This window comes from Streptomyces sp. NPDC017890, from assembly GCF_044328675.1.
In the GTDB taxonomy this organism is placed as follows: Bacteria; Actinomycetota; Actinomycetes; order Streptomycetales; family Streptomycetaceae; genus Streptomyces.
The window spans coordinates 52,114-73,071 of the sequence record NZ_JBIRHU010000024.1 but is presented as its reverse complement, the minus strand read 5'-3'; the positions used below and the strand labels follow the sequence as shown (position 1 = coordinate 73,071).

Annotated in this window: 19 protein-coding genes; 9 read left to right on the top strand and 10 right to left on the bottom strand. The window is 71.8% G+C overall.

Annotated features, from left to right (window positions below):
- Window position 1: 1 nt before the first annotated feature.
- From ACH4F2_RS28330 to ACH4F2_RS28320, 3 genes are all read right to left on the bottom strand, one after another.
- Window positions 2-2,224 (bottom strand): NHLP family bacteriocin export ABC transporter peptidase/permease/ATPase subunit, encoded by a 2,223-nt coding sequence (locus ACH4F2_RS28330; RefSeq protein ID WP_398135584.1) that lies wholly within the window; start codon window positions 2,222-2,224, stop codon window positions 2-4.
- Complete coding sequence (locus ACH4F2_RS28325; protein ID WP_398135583.1) at window positions 2,221-3,027, bottom strand: HlyD family efflux transporter periplasmic adaptor subunit; 807 nt, start codon at window positions 3,025-3,027, stop codon at window positions 2,221-2,223. The genes ACH4F2_RS28330 and ACH4F2_RS28325 overlap by 4 nt, the downstream gene beginning before the upstream one ends.
- A gap of 229 nt (window positions 3,028-3,256) precedes the next feature.
- A complete protein-coding gene (locus tag ACH4F2_RS28320) occupies window positions 3,257-3,472 on the bottom strand; it encodes a type A2 lantipeptide (protein WP_398135582.1) in 216 nt (71 codons plus the stop codon).
- Window positions 3,473-4,036: 564 nt separating this feature from the next.
- On the opposite strand from ACH4F2_RS28320, the gene ACH4F2_RS28315 reads away from it, so the two are divergent.
- The 5 genes from ACH4F2_RS28315 to ACH4F2_RS28295 all read left to right on the top strand — a co-directional run bounded on the left by ACH4F2_RS28315 (window position 4,037) and on the right by ACH4F2_RS28295 (window position 9,660).
- On the top strand, window positions 4,037-5,383 hold the full coding sequence (locus ACH4F2_RS28315) for a S1 family peptidase (RefSeq protein ID WP_398135581.1): 1,347 nt from the start codon (window positions 4,037-4,039) through the stop codon (window positions 5,381-5,383).
- Between the two features lie 384 nt (window positions 5,384-5,767).
- Entirely contained in the window at window positions 5,768-8,215 is a 2,448-nt protein-coding gene (locus ACH4F2_RS28310; protein WP_398135580.1) for a SpoIIE family protein phosphatase, read from the top strand.
- Between the two features lie 148 nt (window positions 8,216-8,363).
- On the top strand, window positions 8,364-8,783 hold the full coding sequence (locus ACH4F2_RS28305; protein ID WP_398135579.1) for a CBS domain-containing protein: 420 nt from the start codon (window positions 8,364-8,366) through the stop codon (window positions 8,781-8,783).
- Between the two features lie 84 nt (window positions 8,784-8,867).
- A complete protein-coding gene (locus ACH4F2_RS28300) occupies window positions 8,868-9,047 on the top strand; it encodes a hypothetical protein (protein WP_398135578.1) in 180 nt (59 codons plus the stop codon).
- A gap of 112 nt (window positions 9,048-9,159) precedes the next feature.
- A complete protein-coding gene (locus ACH4F2_RS28295; protein ID WP_398135577.1) occupies window positions 9,160-9,660 on the top strand; it encodes a metallophosphoesterase family protein in 501 nt (166 codons plus the stop codon).
- A 126-nt stretch (window positions 9,661-9,786) separates the two neighbouring features.
- On the opposite strand, the gene ACH4F2_RS28290 is transcribed toward ACH4F2_RS28295, so the two are convergent.
- Together ACH4F2_RS28290 and ACH4F2_RS28285 are read right to left on the bottom strand one after the other, a co-directional pair.
- On the bottom strand, window positions 9,787-10,152 hold the full coding sequence (locus ACH4F2_RS28290) for a nuclear transport factor 2 family protein (RefSeq protein WP_398135576.1): 366 nt from the start codon (window positions 10,150-10,152) through the stop codon (window positions 9,787-9,789).
- A gap of 127 nt (window positions 10,153-10,279) precedes the next feature.
- Window positions 10,280-12,034 carry an ABC transporter ATP-binding protein gene (locus ACH4F2_RS28285; RefSeq protein WP_398135575.1) on the bottom strand — a complete coding sequence of 585 codons (1,755 nt, stop codon included), beginning with the start codon at window positions 12,032-12,034 and terminating at the stop codon, window positions 10,280-10,282.
- Window positions 12,035-12,216: 182 nt separating this feature from the next.
- On the opposite strand from ACH4F2_RS28285, the gene ACH4F2_RS28280 reads away from it, so the two are divergent.
- From ACH4F2_RS28280 to ACH4F2_RS28270, 3 genes are all read left to right on the top strand, one after another.
- Window positions 12,217-13,305: an S-(hydroxymethyl)mycothiol dehydrogenase gene (locus tag ACH4F2_RS28280; protein WP_398135574.1), complete on the top strand. Its 1,089-nt coding sequence runs from the start codon at window positions 12,217-12,219 to the stop codon at window positions 13,303-13,305.
- On the top strand, window positions 13,305-13,934 hold the full coding sequence (locus ACH4F2_RS28275) for an MBL fold metallo-hydrolase (RefSeq protein WP_398135573.1): 630 nt from the start codon (window positions 13,305-13,307) through the stop codon (window positions 13,932-13,934). The genes ACH4F2_RS28280 and ACH4F2_RS28275 overlap by 1 nt, the downstream gene beginning before the upstream one ends.
- 99 nt (window positions 13,935-14,033) lie before the next feature.
- Window positions 14,034-14,972, top strand: coding sequence for an SDR family oxidoreductase (locus ACH4F2_RS28270; RefSeq protein WP_398135572.1), 939 nt, complete (start codon window positions 14,034-14,036; stop codon window positions 14,970-14,972).
- Here ACH4F2_RS28270 and ACH4F2_RS28265 read toward each other — a convergent pair.
- Window positions 14,956-15,495, bottom strand: a complete 540-nt coding sequence (locus ACH4F2_RS28265; protein ID WP_398135571.1) for a hypothetical protein — start codon at window positions 15,493-15,495, stop codon at window positions 14,956-14,958. The genes ACH4F2_RS28270 and ACH4F2_RS28265 overlap by 17 nt on opposite strands.
- Before the next feature lie 49 nt (window positions 15,496-15,544).
- Between ACH4F2_RS28265 and ACH4F2_RS28260 the strand changes: the two genes are divergently transcribed.
- Window positions 15,545-16,345 carry an SDR family NAD(P)-dependent oxidoreductase gene (locus ACH4F2_RS28260; RefSeq protein ID WP_398135570.1) on the top strand — a complete coding sequence of 267 codons (801 nt, stop codon included), beginning with the start codon at window positions 15,545-15,547 and terminating at the stop codon, window positions 16,343-16,345.
- 58 nt (window positions 16,346-16,403) lie between these two features.
- On the opposite strand, the gene ACH4F2_RS28255 is transcribed toward ACH4F2_RS28260, so the two are convergent.
- The 4 genes from ACH4F2_RS28255 to ACH4F2_RS28240 are packed head-to-tail and all read right to left on the bottom strand — an operon-like array spanning window position 16,404 to window position 20,841.
- Window positions 16,404-17,606, bottom strand: coding sequence for a Gfo/Idh/MocA family protein (locus tag ACH4F2_RS28255; protein WP_398135569.1), 1,203 nt, complete (start codon window positions 17,604-17,606; stop codon window positions 16,404-16,406).
- A gap of 14 nt (window positions 17,607-17,620) precedes the next feature.
- A complete protein-coding gene (locus ACH4F2_RS28250; protein ID WP_398135568.1) occupies window positions 17,621-18,961 on the bottom strand; it encodes an ABC transporter substrate-binding protein in 1,341 nt (446 codons plus the stop codon).
- A 10-nt stretch (window positions 18,962-18,971) separates the two neighbouring features.
- Window positions 18,972-19,928 (bottom strand): carbohydrate ABC transporter permease, encoded by a 957-nt coding sequence (locus ACH4F2_RS28245; protein WP_398135567.1) that lies wholly within the window; start codon window positions 19,926-19,928, stop codon window positions 18,972-18,974.
- Window positions 19,929-19,944: 16 nt separating this feature from the next.
- The gene (locus ACH4F2_RS28240) at window positions 19,945-20,841 is read right to left on the bottom strand and encodes a carbohydrate ABC transporter permease (protein WP_398135566.1); all 897 of its coding nucleotides are present in this window, start codon (window positions 20,839-20,841) and stop codon (window positions 19,945-19,947) included.
- Window positions 20,842-20,958: the final 117 nt, after the last annotated feature.

Sequence of the window (20,958 nt, the reverse complement as noted above, 5' to 3'; positions counted from 1 at the left end):
CTCACCGCTCCCTGACCAGCGCCGCGTACGCGCCGCCGTGCGCCACCAGCTCCTCGTGCCGTCCGCGCTCCACGACCGTGCCGTGCTCGAGTACGACGATCTCGTCGCTGTCCCGGACGGTGCTGAGCCGGTGCGCGATCACCACGCAGGCACAGCCCCGTCGGCGCAGGTTGTCCATGACCACCAGTTCGGTCTCCGCGTCCAGGGCGCTGGTCACCTCGTCGAGGACGAGGATGCTGGGCCGGCGCACCAGGGCCCGCGCGATCTCCAGGCGCTGGCGCTGCCCGCCGGAGAAGTTCCGGCCGTCCTGCTCGACCACGCTGCGGATGCCGCCCGGACGGCGCATCACCACGTCGTACAGCGCGGCGTCCTTGAGCGCGTCCACCACGGCGTCGTCCGGGACCGACGGGTCCCACAGCGCCACGTTGTCGCGGACCGAGCCCTCGAAGAGGAACACCTCCTGGTCGACGAAGGAGACGGAGGACGCCAGCGCCCCGCGCGGGATGTCCTCCAGCCGCTGACCGTCGATGCGGATCACCCCGTCCCAGGGGGCGTACAGCCCCGAGATCAGCCGGGACACGGTGGACTTGCCGCTGCCCGAGCCGCCGACCAGGGCCACCTGCTGCCCCGGCCCGACGGCCAGGTCGAAACCGGTGAGCAGGGGTTGGTCGAGCGGGTTGTAGCCGAAGGAGACGTTCTGCAGCTCGACATGGCCGTGCAGCCGCCGGGTGGAGTCGATCCCGCCGGGACGGTCGTAGAGCGGGTCGGCGCGGAAGTTCTCCACGTCCTTCAGCCGCGCCACGTCGGCAGCGAAGTCCTGGATGCGGCCCGCGACGCCGTTCAGCCGGGTCAGCGGGGCCGTGAAGCGGACCACCAGCGCCTGGAAGGCGACCAGCAGACCGACCGAGATGTGCCCCTCGACCGCGCGCATGCCGCCGATCCACAGGATCAGCCCGCTGTTGAGCGTCGCGAGCGTCGGCGCGACCACGCCCAGCCAGGCGCTCGGCACCCCCAGCCGCTGCTGCTCCTCCAGGGTGGTGGCGTGCTGCCCCGCCCACTTGCGGAAGTAGCCGTCCTCCCCGCCGGTCGCCTTCATCGTCTCGATCAGCTGCAGGCCGGTGTACGCGGTGTTGGTCAGCCGCGCCGTGTCCGCCCGCAGCTTCGCCGTACGGGTCGCGCGCAGGCGGATGACGATCCGCATCGCGAGGATGTTGAGCAGTGCCACGCCGATGCCGACGAAGGTGAGCTGGGGGTCGTACGTGTACAGCAGCACGGCGTACAGGACGACGACGATCGCGTCGACGCCCGCGGCGGCGAGGTCGCGGGCCAGGGTCTCGGCGACTGCGTCGTTGGACTGGAGCCGCTGCACCAGGTCGGCCGGGCTGCGCTGGGAGAAGAAGGTCACCGGCAGCCGCAGCAGGTGCCGCAGGAACCGGGCGCTGGAGAGGGTGGAGGAGATGATGCGGCCGTGCAGCAGGTTCGCCTGCTGGAGCCAGGTCAGCACCACCGTGAGCAGCACGCAGGCCCCCATCGACGCGAAGAGCACGCCGAGCAGCGAGGTCTGCCCCCCGATGAGGAACATGTCGATGTAGGTGCGGCTCAGCGCGGGCACCGCCGCGCCCACCGCCACCAGCAGCAGGCTCGCCAGCACGGCGGCGGGCAGCGTGCCGGCGGTGCCGCGCAAGCGGGCCGGCATCGCGCCCAGCACGCCGGGCTTCCGGCCGCCCCGGGTGAAGTCGTCGCCGGGCTCCATGGTCAGCACGACCCCGGTGAAGGACCCGTCGAAGTCCTCCAGGGACACGAAGCGGCGGCCCTTGCCGGGGTCGTTGATGAACACCCCGCGGCGGCCGAAGCGGCGCCCCATGCCGTCGTAGACGACGTAGTGGTTGAACTCCCAGAACAGGATGGCCGGCGCCGTCACCTCGGCGAGGGCGGCCAGGTCCATCTGCATGCCCTTGGCGGCGAAGCCGTAACCGCGCGCCGCCTTGAGGAGGTTGCTGGCGCGCGAGCCGTCGCGGGAGACGCCGCAGGCGATCCGCAGCTCCTCCAGCGGGACGTGGCGGCCGTAGTGGCCGAGCACCATGGCGAGGGAGGCGGCACCGCACTCCACGGCCTCCATCTGGAGGACGGTGGGCGTGCGGACGGTCTTCGCCCGGCTTTTCGGTACCCTGCGCTTCGGCGGGGCGGCGCGGCGCCTGCCCCGGGTCTCCTGTGCGGTGCTCACGGCAGCAGCCAATCGACGGGACGCTCGTCGGCCAGCCGGATGGAGCCGGTGGCCATGGTCATGGAGGTCAGGTCGAACGGCGGTCCGTCCGCGGACGACCACTCGTAGCCGCTCCTCGTGGACTCCGAGGTGTCCAGCCGGACCGTCACGGCCACCGGCCTGCCCTCCTTGGTGAACTGCTCGCCGAGCTGGCTGTCGCCGAGGAACGCGCCGATCGTCTGCGCCGACTGCACCGAGCGGTCGACGGACTTCACCTTCCCGTGCAGTACGCCGTACTGCTGGGTCGGCACCGACTGGACGGTCAGGTCGACCGAGGCGTGCGCGGGGATGGCCGCGGCGTTCTCGGCGGGGACGTAGACCGTGGCGTAGAGCGGGTCTTCGGCGTGGGCGACCTTCTCCACGGAGGCGACGTTCGCGCCGGTCTGGATGATCTGCCCGACGGTGGCGGCGAGCGCGCTGACCCGGCCGGCGTCGACCGTGCGGACCACGGTCTCGCCCTCGCTCGTCCGTACTTTCAGTACGGGGGAGCCGGCGGCCAGCCGCTCGCCCTGGCGTGCGAGGACCGCGGTGACCTGACCGGAGACGGGGCTCTGCAGGAGGTAGCTGCCCTGACCGTGCGTGAGGATGGCGGGCGCGGCGACCGTGGAGGTCACCGAGCCGCTCACCGCCCACACGGACGCGGCGGCCATCGCGACCACCGTCACGGACAGCACCAGCCAGCCCTGCGGGCGGGCGAAACGCACCGGGAGGTCGAGCTCCTCCGGCGACTGGAGTTTTGCGAGGGCCTGTTGGCGGAACTGCACGTCGGACGTATCCCAGAGTTTTCCGGCGAGACCACGGAAGGAACCGTGGAGGAATTCACGGAAGAGAATTCACGGAAGAGAATTCACGGAAGAGAAGGCGAAGAGAAGACGAAGAGAAGACACGGAAGGGGAACCGTGGAAGAGGAGCGGCGGAGGAACAGCCGGGGAAGAACGGCCGAAAAGCCCCGGAGCCTGGACGGCTCCGGGACTCGGCGGCACAGGGGCGCGATCAGAGACCGGCGACCAGGCCCGTGACCGGGGCCGTGTTCAGGCCGGTGACACCCTCGACGGTGCCGACGACCGTGTTGAGCAGGCCCGAGACCGGGGCGATGCCGTCCACCAGGCCGGTGACGGTGCCGACGGCGTTCACGTTCAGGCCGCCGGAGACGTTGTCGAGGTCGGCGTCGGAGATCTCGACGGTCTCAACCTGGGGGGTGGAGTTCATGATGGAACTTCCCTTCGTATAGCCATTTCACAAGGGGGGAGCGGCCCCCTCTGGGGACAGATGACGGCCGCGACCGCGGGCGCCGGGCGCCCCTTTCCGGAGCCCTCCGCGGCCCCCGCGGTGCGATGGATCAAAGCACGCGGCCGGTCCGCGCTTCCAATCAATCACCCCTCCCACCAGCGAACTTGCGACGCCGAAGCGTCCAATGGTGCAGGGGCGCGCACGCCTTCACGGCGACTTCTTCACATGGAGTGCGACATCGCCCCGTGCGACCCCTTGTCCGTGCGGAGGCGAATCCGGCACACCCGCCCCAAAGACGCGCTGGGCGCTGTCGGCCTGTGCAGATCCTTCAACGCGGGTGACCGGGTTGGGCATTCGATGTGCAGATTCGCTGAAGCAGAGATTCCGCTCCGCGAAGGCGACAGGGTGTGCCCGGCCGGATGCGGAGTGTGTCGGTCCGGCTCGATTGAACGGCCCGTCCGGCCCGTGCGTACCAACAGCCATCCAGGCGCCCCACAGCTGCCGGACCGGCGGCACGGACCCAGTCCCAGGAGGTCGAGAAGGTTGAGTCACAAGCGAATTCCGAAGCGCAGGGCCGCGATCGCGGCAGGCGGTGCGGTGGCGCTCGGCGCGGCCGCCATCCTGCTGCCGAACGCCAACGCCTCACAGGACGGCGGCACCTCGGACGACGCCGCGACGGCACCGAGGACCCTGAAGGCGGCGGACGCGTCGGATCTCGCCTCGCAGCTCGCCGGCCTGCTCGGCGACGCCTTCGCAGGGTCGTACTACGACGCCGGCGAGCAGCAGCTCGTCGTCAACGTCGTACCCGGCGACAACAACCGGGTCATCGTGGAGGCGAAGAAGGCGGGCGCGGACGTCCGCGAGGTCGCCAACAGCATGGCCGAGCTGCGGACCGGCGCGCAGACACTGAAGTCCGAGGCGACCGTCCCGGGCACCTCGTGGGCGCTCGACCCGCGCACCAACAAGATCCTGGTGACCGCCGACAGCACCGTCACCGGCGCCGACTGGGACCGGCTGGAGTCCACCGTCGAGGACCTCGGCGCCGGCATGGCGACCATCAAGAAGTCCGAGGGCACCTTCAGGACCTTCGTGTCGGGCGGCGACGCCGTCTTCGGCGGTGGCGCGCGCTGCTCCCTCGGCTTCAACGTCACCGCGGGCGACGGCTCACCCGCCTTCCTGACGGCCGGTCACTGCGGCGTCGCGGACGACCAGTGGTCCGACGCGCAGGCCGGGCAGCCGATCGCCACCGTCGACCAGGCGGTCTTCCCCGGCGAGGGCGACTTCGCGCTCGTCAGGTACGACGACCCCGCGACCGAGGCGCCGAGCGAGGTGAACCTCGGGGACCGGAGCGTCCAGATCAGCCGGGCCTCCAAGGCGACGGTCGGACAGCAGGTCTTCCGCATGGGCAGTACGACCGGACTGGCCAACGGCCGGGTCCTCGGCCTGGACGCCACCGTCAACTACCCCGAGGGGACGGTCACCGGCCTCATCCAGACCGACGTCTGCGCCGAACCCGGCGACAGCGGCGGCCCCCTCTTCACCCAGGACGGCCTGGCGATAGGCCTGACCTCGGGCGGCAGCGGCGACTGCGCCGTCGGCGGCGAGACCTTCTTCCAGCCCGTCACCACCGCCCTGGAGGCTGTCGGCGCCACCCTGGGCGGTGACGCGGACGCAGGTGCGGGCGACCGGGCCGGGGGCCAGGTGGGCGAGGAGGCCGGCGGTCAGGCGGGTGAGGAGGCCGGCGCCGATGACCAGGCCGGCGGGGCGGAGGGCGGGGACGGCGAGGCCGTTGGGGGCGGTGACCAGGCCGGCGACGGAGACGCCGGTGCCGGGGACGCCGGGGACGGTACGGGCTACGCCGGCGCGGACGGAACCGGTCTGACGGGCTGATCCTCGCTCCGCACACCTCGGGCAAAGGCTCCCGAACCACCGGACGGCCTCCAGCAGGGCCGGTCGGCGGAGGCGGTCCGGCCCTCCGGCGGGAGGACCGGACCGCCGCCCTTCGGCACCCCATGTCCGCACCCCATGTCCGCGCCCCTGCCCGCGCCCGTGCGCCGGCTGCCTCGAGCACGCACACCCGCCCGTGTCCCCGGGACCGTGTCTCCTCCCCGTTGCCCCGTTGCCCCGTTGCCCCGTTGCCCCGTTGCCGCACCGCGCACGGCGAGCGCCCCATTGCGCGTTTCCACCGGCCCGCGAGCCCTTTCCACGCCCCTGAGCGCCGGTTCCCGGCCCGCAGGGGCTGCGCAGGTGTCCCATAAGCGCTGTAATGGCGGCGTGGTCAGTGAGGGCGCTGCGGAACGCGGATCGAGAACGCCGCGTGCCGAGGGTGCCCTGAAGGCGATCGCGTCCGGCCCGGACCCCGGGGAGCGGCTGCGCCGGTTCCTCGAACAGGCGCTGGTCTTCGCGGGCGCCTCCTTCGCCGGCCTCTACACGCCGGGCGAGAACCCCGAGCTGCTCTGCCTGGTCGAGTCGGCCGGTGTGCCGCGGACCCTGTACGGCGTGCGCGACAGCTACCCCGCGGCCGGTGGCTCCCCGGTCGCGGACGCCCACCGCGCGGGGACGCCGGTGTGGCTCGGGCCCGAGGAGTTCGCCGGATCGGCCGAGTCGCGGCGCGTGCCGTCCAGTGGCTTCTCCCTCGCCGCCCTGCCCGTGCACGGGAACGGCGGTGGGTGTCTCCTCGCCGTGACCGAGCGCCCGGAGAGCTTCGACAGCGACGACCGCGCGTGCCTGGAGCTGATCGCCGAGGCCGTCACCTCCCCCGTCCCGGTCGTGGCCGTCGAGGGCGAGGAACTGCAGCCGGGCGCCTTCACCCTGGCCGTGGACACCGGCCGGGTCGAGGTCGGCGACGACATCCTGCGGCTGTTCGGCCTCGCCCCGGGCGAGTTCGACGGCAAGGTCGAGACACTGCTCGGGCTGACCGTGCCCGAGGACCTGCCCTCGCTGATGTCGGTGACGGAGGCCGGCCACATGTCCATCGGCGACCGGGAGCTGGAGTTCCGGGTGCTCCAGCCCGCCGGCCCGCCGAGGTGGCTCCGGCTGAGCGGACGCCTGCTGCCCGGCGGCGAGGGCCGGCCGGCCCGTCTCGTCGGTACCGTCGCCGACGCCTCCACCCTGCGCCCCGACGTGACCGACGTGGCCCGCGTCCAGCGCCTGGCCGCCGCGCTGGCCACCGCCGGTACCGTCCGCGACGTCAGCCAGGCCGTGGTCGCCGCGCTGCGCAGGCCGCTGCGCGCCGACCGGATCGCACTGGCCGAGCTGGAGAACGACCGGCTGGTCGTCACCGTGCTCGACCCGCCCGAGCCCGAGTCCTGGCCCGAGCTGTGGCGGCTGGAGTGGCGCACCGAGTGGCCCGACGCACCGGTACGGGCCATGCCCACCCTCGCCGCCGCGCTGCGCGAGGGCCGGGCCAGTATCTGGCCGGCCGGCACCGGCGACCTGGAACCCGCCCTCGCCGACGTCGGCCCCGGCGGCCTCGCCGTACTCCCACTGCCCGCCGCCGGCCGCATGGCCGGCGCCTGCCTGATCGGCTGGGACACCCCGCACGACTTCGGCCCCGACGAACGCGCCCTGCTCACCGCCTCCGCCGGCCTCGCCGGGCAGGCCCTGATGCGCGCCCAGGCCTTCGACGCCGAGCACGAACTCGTCGGCATGCTCCAACGCCAGCTGCTGCCGCGCCGGCTGCCGAAGCTGCCCGGCGCGGTCGCCGTCGCCCGCTACCTGCCCAGCACGGCAGGACTGGAGCTGGGCGGCGACTGGTACGACGTGATCCCCCTGCCCGACCACCACGTCGCCCTCGTCATCGGCGACGTCCAGGGCCACAGCGCCGCCGCCGCGACCCTCATGGGCCAGCTGCGCACGGCACTGCGCGCCTACGCCGTGGAAGGCCATCCGCCGGACGTGGTGGTCTCCCGCACCAACCGGCTGCTGGTGGACATGGAGAGCGACCTCTTCGCCACTTGTGTATACGTCGACCTCGACATGGAGGAGGGCTCCGCCTGGTGCGTCCGGGCCGGGCACCTGCCCCCGGTCCTGCGCCACCCCGACGGCACGACACAGACAGCTGAGGTGGCGGGCGGCCCGCCACTGGGCGTGATGACACAGGCCGACTTCCCGATGAGCCCGCTCGGGCTGAGGCCCGGCACGCTGATCGCCCTCACCACGGACGGTCTCGTGGAGTCAGCGGACGCCGACATCGACGAGGGCATGGACCACTTCGCGCAGGCACTGGCCGCCTCCGACCCCGCCCACCTCGGGCTCGTCGCCGACGGCCTGCTCGGCAACGCCCGCCGCAGCGACGACGTCGCCCTGCTGCTGGTGCGCTACGACGGCATGGCCCTTCGCCCGCTGCGGGAGAGCTGGTCGGTGTGGCGACTGCCCGAGGCCGTACGGCACGCCCGCCGCTTCACCCGGCGCACCCTGCGCACCTGGGGCGTGCCGGACGACGACATCGACGGCGTCCTTCTGATCGTCTCCGAACTGGTCACCAACGCCCTGGTGCACACCGACGGCAGGGTCCGCCTCGACCTGACCCTGCTCGGCGGCCGGCTGCGCGTCGCGGTCGCCGACTCCTCGCCCCGTACACCCGTCAAACCGACCAGCATCGGCTGGGAGGCGACGGGCGGACGCGGCATCCTCCTGGTCGAGGCCATGTCGGCGACGTGGGGGACGTTGCCGGTCAGCGGGGGCAAGCAGGTCTGGAGCGAGATCCCGCTGGGCCGGTGAGCCCGGGCGAGCCCGAGGACGCGCCGACCGGAACCGGCTTCCTGGTGCGGCCCGCACGGATCGGCGCCACCGGCGGGGTGCCGGCGCCGCCGCACCGGGTACCCGGCCGGCCACACGACGAGCGAGCGAGGAAGCGAGGGACTACGCCATGACCCAGTACGTCCGCGACATCATGACCGGCGACCCGGTGACCGTGGAGCCGCAGACCTCCGTCACCGCGGTGGCCCGCATCATGCGCGACCGGGACCTCGGCGCCGTCCTGGTCACGGACGGCGACGAACTGCGTGGACTGGTCACCGACCGCGACCTGGTGATCCGGTCGGTCGCGGAGGGCGGTGACCCGGACCGGATCACCGTGGCCGGCGCGTGCAGCGACGACATGGTGACCGTACGGCCCGACGAGGATCTGGACCACGCCGTCGAGCTGATGCGCGAGCACGCCGTACGCCGTGTCCCGGTCGTCGACGAGGGCCGCCCCGTCGGCATCGTCTCCCTCGGTGACCTGGCCATGGAGCGCGACCCGGAGTCGGCGCTGGGCGACATCAGTGTGGCCCGCCCCAACCCGTAGGGCACACGCGCCCGGCGTTTCACAGAGTCACCCACGGGGACCCGTAGGTCAACGGCTCCGGACACAGAAGGAAGATGATGCCTCGTGACCACGGACACCGGCGAGAAACCCGTCGCCCGTCGCCAGGAGACGGGCTGGTCGAAAGCCCGCCGCCTGCGGCGCAGGGGTGCCGTGCGCACCTGGATACCGGCCGTCGAGGACGGCAGCGCCGCACGCGCACCGCAAGCCGGGCAGGAGTCGAACATCGTCAGGGGCGAGGACTGACAGCCCAGCCCCGAGGACGCTCACAGGCCCCCGTTGAGCCGCACAAGCCGCACATAACACGTGACACGTGGGACACACGAGCCGCATCAACCCCTTCCCTTACGCTGGAACCGTGCGCCTGCTGCTCATGTCCGACACCCACCTGCCGAAGCGGGCGAAGGAACTCCCCGCGCCGCTGCTGGCGGAAATCCCGCACGCCGACGTCGTCCTGCACGCGGGGGACTGGGTGGACACGGCCACCCTCGACCTGCTGGAGAGCCGCAGCCGCAGACTGATCGGGGTGTACGGCAACAACGACGGGCCCGGTCTGCGCGCCCGGCTGCCCGAGGTGGCCCACGCGGACCTCGGTGGCCTGCGCTTCGGAGTCGTCCACGAGACGGGTGCCACCCGGGGCCGCGAGACACGCTGTGCCGCCCGTTTCCCCGACCTCGACGTCCTGGTCTTCGGGCACAGCCACATCCCCTGGGACACCACCGCCGAGACCGGCCTGCGCCTGCTCAACCCGGGGTCGCCGACCGACCGGCGCCGGCAGCCGTACTGCACCTACATGACGGCAACGGTCGCCGACGGCCGGCTCGGGGAGGTGAAGCTGCACCGGCTCCCGCGACGGTAGAAGCCCGCGCGCATGCCTCCGCCGGTCACGGTGCGCCTCCCCTGCGGGAAGCCGCTCGGCAGCCGGTGCCGCAGCGTGCGGTGCAGGCGCCCGTACTCGCCCCCGCGGCCCTTGGACGCCCCCCGGCTACTCGTCCCAGGCCTGGATGGTGGTCTGCTCGACGATCTTGCCGTCCCGCAGCGACAGCATCGACTCGGCGAGCACCCGCACGCCGTCCGGATACGTGCACTCCTCGGTGAACGCGACGTGGTCGCCCTGGACGACGCAGCGTTCCAGCCTGTGTGTCATGTCGCGGCTGTACACGTCGTCGAGCATCTCGGCGATCTCCTGCCGACCGTGCAGGACCTTGGGTCGGCTGGGCTGGTCGTACCGGTCGACGACGCGAATCTCCGCGTCCTGTGCGTAGAGCGACACGAGGGGTGCCGCCGTCTCTCCCTCGATGCCCCGGCGCAGTTCTTCGATGTCGAAGCCGGAGCCTGCGGTGGTGCCCATGACGACCTCCTTCGAAGGCCGCGGCCCGGGGGAACGGGCGATCGTGGCCCTCACCCTCGAGCTTCCTCCGTCCGGGCGCCCACGGCAATCGTGGCCGGGCCACCCCTCCTCACACGTCCGGCGCGGCTCAGCCGCCCGCGGCCAGGAACTGGGTCGCCGCCAGCTCCGCGTACAGCGGATCGGCGGACACCAGTTCACGGTGCGTGCCGACCGCTCGGACGCGCCCCGCGTCCATCACCACGATCCGGTCGGCCATCGTCACCGTGGACAGCCGGTGGGCGACGACCAGCACCGTGGTCGTGCGGGCCACGTCGGCCACGGTGTCGCGCAGCGCCGCCTCGTTGACCGCGTCCAGCTGCGAGGTCGCCTCGTCGAGCAGCAGCAGCCGTGGACGCCGCAGCAGGGCCCGGGCGATGGCGACGCGCTGACGCTCACCGCCCGACAGCTTGGTGCCGCGGTGCCCGACCAGTGTGTCCAGGCCGTTCGGCAGCCGGGCGACCAGACCGTCGAGGCGGGTCGTCTTCAATACGGTGGTGAGGGCGCCGTCGTCCGCCTCCGGGTTGCCCAGCAGCAGGTTGTCCCGCAGCGAGCCGGACAGCACCGGAGCGTCCTGCTCCACGTACCCGATCGCCGCCCGCAGCGAGGCCAGTTCCCAGTCCGCCAGGCTCCGGCCGTCCAGCGTGATCTCCCCGGAGCCGGGGTCGTAGAACCGTTCGATGAGGGAGAAGACGGTGGTCTTGCCCGCGCCGGACGGGCCGACGAACGCCGTCATGCCCTGGGCCGGCACGTCGAAGGTCACGCCGTGGTGGATGTACGGCAGGTCGTCGGCGTACCGGAAGCGGACGTCGTGGAAGGCGACCGCGGCCGGTTCCGCGCCGGGGGCCGGCAACGGGGCGGGGCGGACCGGCGGCTCGGCGGGCAGGCGCAGCGCGTCCTGGATCCGGGCGAGCGCCGCCTTGCCCGTCTGGTACTGCGTGATCGCGCCGACGACCTGCTGGATCGGTGACATCAGATAGAAGACGAACAGCAGGAACGCGACCAGCGTGCCGACGTCGATCGACTCCGTGGCCACCCGCGCCCCGCCCACCGCGAGCACCGTGATGAAGGCGATCTGCATCGCCAGCCCGGCCGTGTTGCCCGCGGCGGCCGACCACTTGGCGGCACGCACACTCTGCCGCCACGACTCCTCGGCCGCCTCGTGCAGCGCCCGCTCCTCCCGGGGCTCGGCGCCGGACGCCTTCACCGTGCGCAGCGCGCCGAGGATCCGCTCCAGCGCGGCCCCCATCACGCCCACCGCGTCCTGTGCCTGCCGGCTCGCCCGGTTGATGCGCGGCACGATCAGACCCAGCACCGTCCCCGCCCCCAGCACCACCGCCAGTGTCACCCCGAGGAGCACCGGGTCGACCAGGCCCATCATCACCAGGGTCGCCACCAGGGTCAGCCCGCCGGTGCCGAGGCCGACGAGCGAGTCGGTGGTGACCTCGCGCAGCAGGGTCGTGTCGGAGGTGATCCGGGCCATCAGGTCACCGGGCTCGGTGCGGTCCACGGCCGTGACGCGCAGCCGCAGCAGGTACGACGACAGGGAGCGCCGCGCACTGAGCACCACCGACTCGGCGGTACGGCGCAGCACGTACGAACCCAGCGCGCCGAGCGCCGCGTTGGCGACCACGAGGCCCGACATGGCCAGCAGTGCGCCGGTGATGGTCCGGTCGTGCGACAGGTCGTCGATCAGCTCACGCGCCACCAGCGGCAGCATCAGCCCGGTGGCCCCCGTGACGAGCGAGAGCAGGGCGCCCGCGAACAAGGACCCGCGGTGCGGCCGTACGTATGTCAGGAGCAGTCGCCAGGCGGGGGGACCGGTCTCCGTCTTTGCGGTGCTCACGAACACTCCTTCGACAGGCGGGCGGACGACTCAGGCTACGCCGGGGACGTACGGCGGAGCCTCGGGGATCCGCGCCCAGGTCCCGGCACATCCCCCCGAGCGCCCTGCCACCTGCCCTTCGTCGATCAGTTGCGCGTAGGGTCGGGGGGGAACGCTGAACGGCCGAAGAAGGGGTCCAGACCATGGCGCAGGAAGTACGCGGCGTGATCGCACCGGGCAAGGACGAACCGGTGCGGATCGAGACGATCGTCGTGCCCGATCCCGGACCGGGAGAGGCCGTGGTCAGCATCCAGGCCTGCGGGGTGTGCCACACCGACCTGCACTACAAGCAGGGCGGCATCAGCGACGAATTCCCCTTCCTCCTCGGGCACGAGGCCGCGGGCGTGGTCGAGTCGGTCGGCGCCGGAGTCACCGACGTCGCACCCGGCGACTTCGTGATCCTCAACTGGCGCGCGGTGTGCGGCAAGTGCCGGGCCTGTCTGCGCGGCCGGCCCTGGTACTGCTTCGACACCCACAACGCCGAGCAGAAGATGACCCTCGCCTCGACCGGCCAGGAGCTCTCCCCGGCCCTGGGCATCGGCGCCTTCGCCGAGAAGACGCTGGTCGCCGCCGGACAGTGCACCAAGGTCGACCCGGCCGTCTCCGCGCAGGTGGCCGGGCTGCTGGGCTGCGGGGTGATGGCCGGCATCGGCGCCGCCATCAACACCGGGAACGTCGGCCGCGGCGACACGGTCGCCGTCATCGGCTGCGGCGGCGTCGGCGACGCGGCGATCGCCGGTTCCCACCTCGCCGGGGCGGCGAAGGTCATCGCCGTGGACATCGACGACCGCAAGCTGGAGACCGCCCGGGGCATGGGCGCCACCCACACCGTCAACTCCCGCGAGAGCGACCCCGTCGAGGCGATCCGCGAACTGACCGGCGGCTTCGGCGCGGACGTGGTCATCGAGGCGGTCGGCCGCCCGGAGACGTACCAGCAGGCCTTCTACGCCCGCGACCTGGCCGGCACCGTCGTCCTCGTCGGCGTACCGACGCCCGAGATGAAGCTGGAACTGCCGCTCCTCGACGTCTTCGGACGCGGCGGGTCCCTGAAGTCGTCCTGGTACGGCGACTGCCTGCCCTCCCGCGACTTCCCGATGCTCATCGACCTCCACCTCCAGGGCCGCCTGGACCTCGGCAAGTTCGTCACGGAGACCATCCGGCTGGACGAGGTCGAGAAGGCCTTCGAGCGGATGCACGCCGGTGACGTGCTGCGATCGGTGGTGGTGCTGTGATGACCGCCCGCATCGAACGCCTCGTCACCTCCGGGCAGTTCAGCCTCGACGGCGGCACCTGGGACGTCGACAACAACGTCTGGCTCGTCGGCGACGACCACGAGGTGATCGTCATCGACGCCGCCCACGACGCCGACGCGATCGCCGAAGCCGTCGGCGACCGCCGCCTCACCGCCATCGTGTGCACCCATGCCCACAACGACCACGTGAACGCCGCGCCCGCCCTGGCCGAGCGCACCGGCGCCGTCATCTGGCTGCACCGCGACGACCTGCCGCTGTGGCAGCAGACCCACCCCGACCGGGACCCCGACGCCTGGCTGACCGACGGCCAGGTCATCGAGGCCGCCGGCGCCGACCTGACCGTTCTGCACACACCCGGGCACGCGCCCGGCGCGGTCTGCCTGTACGACCCGGGCCTCGGCGCCCTCTTCAGCGGCGACACCCTCTTCCAGGGCGGACCCGGCGCCACCGGCCGCTCGTACTCCCACTTCCCGACCATCATCGACTCGATCCGCGATCAGCTGCTGGTCCTCCCGCCCGAGACGAAGGTCCACACCGGGCACGGCGACCCGACCACCATCGGAGCCGAGGCCCCGCACCTGGACGAGTGGATCAGGCGCGGGCACTGACCTTCTCGGGACACGCGTGAAAGGTGACAGAAGATGTCCGGCTTCCCGGGCACTCTCGATCACGACATCGCTCGTGCGGGAGAGGAACGGGAGCCGGACATGGCAGGGTCACCGCAAAAGTCACCGGGGAAACCGCTGGCAGGCAGGGTCGCATTGGTCGCCGGGGCGACCCGGGGCGCCGGACGCGGCATCGCCGTCGAACTGGGCGCCGCCGGCGCCACCGTCTACGTCACCGGCCGCAGCACCCGCGCCCGGCGCTCGGAGTACGACCGCCCCGAGACCATCGAGGACACCGCCGACCTCGTCACCGAGGCCGGCGGGCGCGGCATCGCCGTACCCGCCGACCACCTCGACCCGGCGCAGGTCGCCACGCTCGTCGACCGCATCGCCGGCGAACAGGCCCGCCTCGATGTCCTGGTCAACGACATCTGGGGCGGCGAGAACCTCTTCGCGTGGGACAGTCCCGTCTGGGAGCACGATCTGGACAACGGGCTCAGGCTGCTGCGGCTCGCGGTCGAGACCCACGCCATCACCAGTCACCACGCCCTGCCGCTGCTGCTGCGCCGCCCCGGCGGACTGGTCGTCGAGGTCACCGACGGCACCGACGACTACAACCGCGACCACTACCGCAACTCGTTCTTCTACGACCTGGCCAAGGCATCCGTCCTGCGCATGGCCTTCGCCCTCGGCCACGAACTCGGGCCGCGCGGCGCCACGGCCGTCGCATTGACCCCGGGCTGGCTCCGCTCGGAGATCATGCTCGACCACTTCGGCGTACGCGAGGAGAACTGGCGCGACGCCCTGGACCGCGTCCCGCACTTCGCCATCTCCGAGACGCCCCGCTACGTCGGCCGCGCGGTCACCGCCCTCGCCGCCGACCCGGACGTGGCGCGCCTCAACGGCCGGTCCTTCTCCAGCGGCGGCCTCGCCCGGGAGTACGGCTTCACGGACCTCGACGGCAGCCGGCCGGACGCCTGGCGCTACGTCGTCGAGGTACAGGACGCGGACAAGCCGGCGGACGTCACCGGGTACCGCTGACGGGCGGCAGCGGCCAGCGGGCCGCGTGGCCCGGGGGCAGCGCCAAGTCCTCCCGTACGGCCGTGTAGTAGCCCTCACGTCCTGCGCGCTGCCGCTCCAGCAGGGCCTGCCAGGCGTCCGGGTCATGCGTTTCCTCGCGCAGGAAGCGCTCCATCTCCAGCACGGTCAGGACCCAGGCCCGGGCCTTCTCCACCACCTCCGTGCTGCCCAGCAGGATCAGTGCCTCCCCGGCGGGGTCCCGGGCCAGGGTGGCTTCCGCCTGGGCCGGCGCGGCCTCCTGCGGCGGCAGCGGGTGCGGGTGCGGGTCGTTGCCGAGGTGGGCGGCGATCCGGTAGGCCAGCGTGACGGAGGCCTTGAGGGTCCGCGCGTAGTCGGCGTAGACCGCGAGCCTGCGCTCCTCCCAACGGGCCGCGGTCTCACGGCCGAACCGGGCCCGGTCACTGCGGACCACGGCCAGATACGAACCGAGGGCACCGATGACGACACCTATGAGCGCGGGGAGTTGCTGCAGGAACGCGGACATGGAGGCACGCTACCTGCCCGAGTGATCGTCGCGGCAGTACCGTCGGGCCATGACGGACACAGGGCGTTTCACCGACCACGGAGTTCTGATCACGGGCGCGGCCCGGGGCATCGGCGCGGCCACCGCACGCCGGTTCGCCGCCGAGGGGGCGCGGGTGTTGCTGACCGACGTGGACCTCGCCGCCGCGCGGCGGACGGCGGGGGAGCTGACGGAACAGGGGCTCCTCGCCGAGGCGTTCGCCTGCGACGTGGCCGACCGGACGTCCGTCGAGGCGGCCGTCGCCCACGCCGCGAACACCTTCGGCGCCCTCGACGTGCTGGTCAACAACGCCTACGCCTGCTCACCCGACGCCCCGCTCTTCGAGGACGAACCGGACGAGGGCTGGGCCCGCGACCTCGACGTCACCCTCACCGGCGCCTACCGATGCTGCCGCGCCGCGCTGCCCCACCTCGCGGCCTCGGGGCGCGGCGCGATCGTGGGCATCGGCTCGGTCAACGGCGTCCAGGACTTCGGCAACCACGCCTACAGCGCGGCCAAGGCGGGCCTCGCGTCCCTCACCCGCACCCTCGCCGGACACGCCGCCGCGCGCGGTGTCCGCGTCAATCTCGTGGCGCCGGGCACCGTGCGCACCACGGCCTGGGCGGGCCGGGACGAGGAACTGGCGGCGGTCCGGCGGCTGTACCCGCTGGGGCGGGTCGGTGAACCGGAGGACATCGCGGCGGCCGTCGCCTTCCTCGCCTCACGCGACGCGTCCTGGATCACCGGCACCACGCTGGTCGTCGACGGCGGGCTGACCGCGGTCAACACCGGGTTCCGGCAGGCGGTCCGGGAGGGGGACGACAAGGACTGACGGTCGGCCGACGGGCCGGGCACCTGCGGAAAGCGGGCACCCGGCTCGCGCGGCCGCGTCACAGCACCGGCGCGTCCCCGAAGTCCGGGATCTCCAGCCTGGCCCCGCCCTGCCGCGCGGACTCGTGCGCGACGATACCCGGCAGGGTGTAGCGGGCGGCGACCCACGCGTTCACGGACGGCAGGGTCCGGGAGTTGACCGCGGTCACGAAGTCGTCCGCCAGGAAGTGGTGGCTGCCCTCGTGCCCGTTGCTCATCCGGTCGAACACCCGGGGCAGCCGCGCCCGGTCGTGCACCGGCGCCGAACCGGAGGTGAAGGCGGCCCGCAGCGTGGGCGCGACGTGCTGGAGGGACGGGTCGTCGGGGGAGGTGGTGGGCTTGGGCTCCAGCAGCTCGCTGATGTCCTCCACCCCGTTCTTGTCCTGCCACAGCGCCACCGTGGCGAGCTGCTCCATACTCGCCTCGGTTCCGAAGAACCGGAAACGGGACTCCCGGATGTGCGACGGATAGCCGACCCGGCGGAACTCGTTCGTACGGAACGATCCGCCGCCGGCCACCTCGAACAGCGCCGTCGCGTTGGAGACGTCGTTGTCGAACTGGCTGACCGACCGGTCGAAGACCCCGTCCCCGCGCTCGTCCACCACCCCGAGCGCCGAGACGCTGACCGCGTGCGTCTGCCAGGCGCCCAGCACCCCGCCCACCGAGTGGGTGGGATACAGCAGCGGCGGATAGCTGGCGGTGGCCTTCCACCCCTCGCCGCCGCTGTACCGGTACGCCTCGTAGAAGCCCAGGTCCATGTCGTGGACGTAGTCGCCCTCGGCGTAGAAGAGCCGTCCGAAGGCGCCCTCGGCGATCCGGTTGCGGGCGTGCACGGTCGCCGGGTTGTACTGGCTCGTCTCGCCCATCATGTACGTCAGCCCGGTCGCCTTGACCGCGTCGATGATCTCCGCGATCTCCTGCGTGGTGATCGCCATGGGGACCGCCGAGTACACGTGCTTGCCCGCGCCCAGCCCCTGGAGCACCAGCGGGCCGTGGGTCCAGCGCTGCGTGAAGATCGCGACGGCGTCGACCGCCTGGGACTCCAGCATCGCCTCATAGGTCGGGAAGGTGCCGGTGAGGCCTTCGGCGGCGGTGAGCTGTTCGGCCCGTTCCGGCAGCAGGTCGGTGACGTACACGTCGCTCACACCCGGGTGGGCCATGAACAGCCTGGCGAACTGGCCGGAGAACTGACCGGCACCTACGATGCCGAGGGAGAACGTCATGGGTGATGTGCCCTTCACTGGTCGAGGATCAGGTTGATCTGGTCGTTGGTCTCGTCGAGACTGCTCGCCGGTTTCCCGCCGCCGTAGACGTCCTGCATGGCGGGGCGCATGAGGGCCTGCACGTCCGCGGCGTAGTTGGTGACGGGGTAGGAGAAGGTCCGGAAGCCCTTCCTGTCGCCGACCGGCCGGGTGAAGGCCGTCACGTCGATGCCCTTCTTCGCGTAGGCCGCGACGGCCGCCTCGGTGCCGTCGGGCGTGGCCGGGAAGACGATGCCGTAGCCGCCCACGGTCCGCTGGCACTCCTCGGACGCCAGGTACTTCACCCATTTCAGGGCGCCGGGCTTGTTGCGGGCGTCCTTGGTGACGGAATCCGCGAGACCGTTCATCATCGTGGCCCGCTTGCCGGTCGGGCCGGCGGGAGTGACGGCGGTGGCGAAGTCCACGCCCTCGAAACCGGCGTACGTCGAGAGCATCCACGCTCCGTCGAAGGCGGCGGCCGCCCGGCCCGCGGCCACCTGGGCGTTGGCCTGGTTGGACACCGAGTAGTCGGTGAAGGGGGCCATGTAGCCCTTGTCGGCCAGCCCGAAGTACCACTCGACGACCGACTGGAACGTGTCGTCGTCGTACCGGTACTGGGTGCCCCACCGCTCCTTGTCGGTGTAGCTCCAGCCGGCGGACGCGGCGAGGTTGCTCCAGGTGGTCTGGCCGTCACCGTCACCGCCGCCGTTGGTGGCCAGGCCGTAGACCCTGACGTTGTCCTTGTCGAAGCCGGGCTGGTCGCCCCGCCGGCCCTTCTCGTCCACGGTCAGGTGCGCGATCGCCTTCTCGAAGGTGCCGCCGTCCTCCGGGTTCCAGGCGAGGCCGTTCAGCTCCTCGGCGCTCAGCCCGGCGTCCTGCGCCATCTTCTCGTTGTAGAAGAGCGCGACGGTGTCCCAGTCCTTCGGGGTGCCGTAGCGGTGGCCGTCCTCGCCCAGCCAGCCGGCGGCCAGACCGGGCTGGTAGGCGGCGTCCTCGATGCCCAGGTCGTCGAGCGGCTCCAGCACCTCCAGGTCGGCGAACTGGCCGAACTTCTGGATGTGGTCGGTGAACACGTCGGGCTGGGTGCCCGCGATGAAACTCGCGGTGAGCTTGGTCCAGTAGTCGTCCCAGCCCATCTGGGAGATCTTCACGTCCAGGCCGGGGTTCCGCTTCTCGAAGCCCTTCGCGCACGCCTGGTACGCGGGCAGCTGGTTGGTGTCCCAGAGCCAGTACGTCACCGTGTCCGCGGACGATCCGGCGCCGCCGCCCTGGGCGCAGCCGCTCACCAGGGACAGCGCCAGCGCCCCGGTCAGAGCGGCCACCGTACGAAATCGCATGTCCGTCCCCTCACTTGATGCCGGTGAAGCTGATGGTGCTGACGATGCGGCGCGCGAAGACACCGAAGAGCAGCAGCATCGGCAGTGCCGCGATGAGAGTGGCCGCCATCAGGCCGGACCAGTCGGTGCCGGTCGTCGGGGTCTGCGCGCGGAAGACGGCCAGCGCCACGGTGAGTACGCGAGAGCTGTCGCTGTAGGAGACCATCAGCGGCCAGAAGTAGTCGTTCCAGGAGGTGATGTACGTGAGTACGGCCAGCGTCAGGACGGGCGTCGCCGACATCGGCAGCAGCACCCGGAAGAAGACCCGCACCTTTCCGGCCCCGTCCAGCAGGGCCGCTTCCTCCACCTCCAGGGGGATGTTCATGAAGAACTGCCGCAGGAAGAACACCGCGAACGGGGTCATGAACATCGTCGGCAGGGCGATGCCCAGCAGGGAGTCCACCAGCCCGAGCTCCTTGATGAGGACGAAGTTCGGCAGCAGGGTGAAGATGGCCGGCACCATCAGCCCGGCCAGGAACAGGGCGAACACGGTGTCCCGGCCCCGCCAGCGCAGCCGGGCGAAGGCGTACGCGGCCATGGCGGAGAAGAGGATCTGGCAGAAGGTGATCAGGGTGGAGACGAACACCGAATTGAGCAGGTACCGCCAGAACCGGAGCCCGCTGCCCGCGCCGCCCTGCGCGATCGCCTCCTCGGCGGACTGCAGGCCGAGCGCCCGCTCGAAGCCACTGGTGGTCGGGTCGACCGGCAGCGGGTGCGCCGGGTGGCCGGCCAGCCCGGTGTTGGTGGACAGCGCGGTGCGCAGGATCCAGTAGAAGGGCAGCAGGGTGATGAGCACGATCGCGGCCATCACCGCCCAGGCCACGATCCGCCCCGGGGAGAGCCGCCGGCGCCTGCCGCGCCGTGCCGTCGTCGTGCCGGCCACGGGGAGTGGACCGGCCGTGCCGGCCGTGGAGGTCGTGTCGGACATCTCGTTCTCCTCTCCGTCAGCCGAGGTCGGTCCGGCCGGCCCGGGTGAGCCGGTACTGGACGAAGGTGATGGCGCTCAGCACGACCAGCAGGGCGACCGACATCGCCGAGGCGTACCCGAACTGGAAGCGGCCGAAGGCGGCGCCGTAGATGTAGAACTGGAGCACGTTGGTGGCGTTCGCCGGTCCGCCCGCGGTGGTCACGGCGACCGTGTCGAAGACCTGGAACGAGCCGATCACCGTCATGATGAGGACGACCGCGAGGACCGGCCGCAGCAGCGGCATCGTGATCCGCCAGAACGTCCGCCACTCGCTCGCGCCGTCCACCTCGGCGGCCTCGTACATGTCGCCCGGGATGGCCTGGAGCCCCGCGAACAGCAGCAGCGCGGTGTAGCCGACGTGCCGCCACACGTTGATCAGCGCGATGGTCGGGACCGCCCAGGTCTCGTCGGCGAGGAACGGGATGCGGTCGAGGCCCAGCCCGGCGACGATCTCGTTGCCGATGCCGAGCTGGGTGTCCAGCATCCACAGCCAGACGATGCCGGCCACGACGTTGGACATCAGGTACGGCGTGAGCACGATCCCGCGCAGCAGTGACGACCGGGTCAGCCGCTGGAGGAGCACGGCGACGGCCAAGGCCGAGACCGTCTGCACGCCGATGTTGATGACCACGTAGACGACCGTGACCCGCAGCGACTCCCAGAAGATGGGGTCGTTGACCATCCGCACGTAGTTGTCCAGGCCCACCCAACGGGCCGGGGTCAGGAGGTTGAAGCGGGTGAAGCTCAGGTAGATCCCGCGCAGCGTCGGCCAGAGCAGGAAGACCACGAAACCCAGGAACGCCGGGGCGACGAACACCGCGGCGAGACGTCCGTCCCCCCGCTTCCCGGCTGGGCTGCTGGAGGCGACGGTCATCGGCGGACTCCCTCGCATGCGGCGGCTCGGTCCATTTACTTTTGGACCGGAATAATGAACGCGTCAAGGGTTCGCGCGAACATCGTTTCCGAAGGTAAAGTTGCCTAGTATCGCTTT

Excerpts from the sequence above, each read along its gene's own strand:
- ACH4F2_RS28265 (WP_398135571.1), bottom strand. The coding sequence starts at position 15,495 with ATGTCCGCGTTCCTGCAGCAACTCCCCGCGCTCATAGGTGTCGTCATC.
- ACH4F2_RS28275 (WP_398135573.1), top strand. The coding sequence starts at position 13,305 with ATGACCGCCCGCATCGAACGCCTCGTCACCTCCGGGCAGTTCAGCCTC.
- ACH4F2_RS28280 (WP_398135574.1), top strand. The coding sequence starts at position 12,217 with ATGGCGCAGGAAGTACGCGGCGTGATCGCACCGGGCAAGGACGAACCG.
- ACH4F2_RS28260 (WP_398135570.1), top strand. The coding sequence starts at position 15,545 with ATGACGGACACAGGGCGTTTCACCGACCACGGAGTTCTGATCACGGGC.
- ACH4F2_RS28270 (WP_398135572.1), top strand. The coding sequence starts at position 14,034 with ATGGCAGGGTCACCGCAAAAGTCACCGGGGAAACCGCTGGCAGGCAGG.
- ACH4F2_RS28305 (WP_398135579.1), top strand. The coding sequence starts at position 8,364 with ATGACCCAGTACGTCCGCGACATCATGACCGGCGACCCGGTGACCGTG.
- ACH4F2_RS28245 (WP_398135567.1), bottom strand. The coding sequence starts at position 19,928 with ATGTCCGACACGACCTCCACGGCCGGCACGGCCGGTCCACTCCCCGTG.
- ACH4F2_RS28290 (WP_398135576.1), bottom strand. The coding sequence starts at position 10,152 with ATGGGCACCACCGCAGGCTCCGGCTTCGACATCGAAGAACTGCGCCGG.
- ACH4F2_RS28255 (WP_398135569.1), bottom strand. The coding sequence starts at position 17,606 with ATGACGTTCTCCCTCGGCATCGTAGGTGCCGGTCAGTTCTCCGGCCAG.
- ACH4F2_RS28250 (WP_398135568.1), bottom strand. The coding sequence starts at position 18,961 with ATGCGATTTCGTACGGTGGCCGCTCTGACCGGGGCGCTGGCGCTGTCC.
- ACH4F2_RS28320 (WP_398135582.1), bottom strand. The coding sequence starts at position 3,472 with ATGAACTCCACCCCCCAGGTTGAGACCGTCGAGATCTCCGACGCCGAC.
- ACH4F2_RS28240 (WP_398135566.1), bottom strand. The coding sequence starts at position 20,841 with ATGACCGTCGCCTCCAGCAGCCCAGCCGGGAAGCGGGGGGACGGACGT.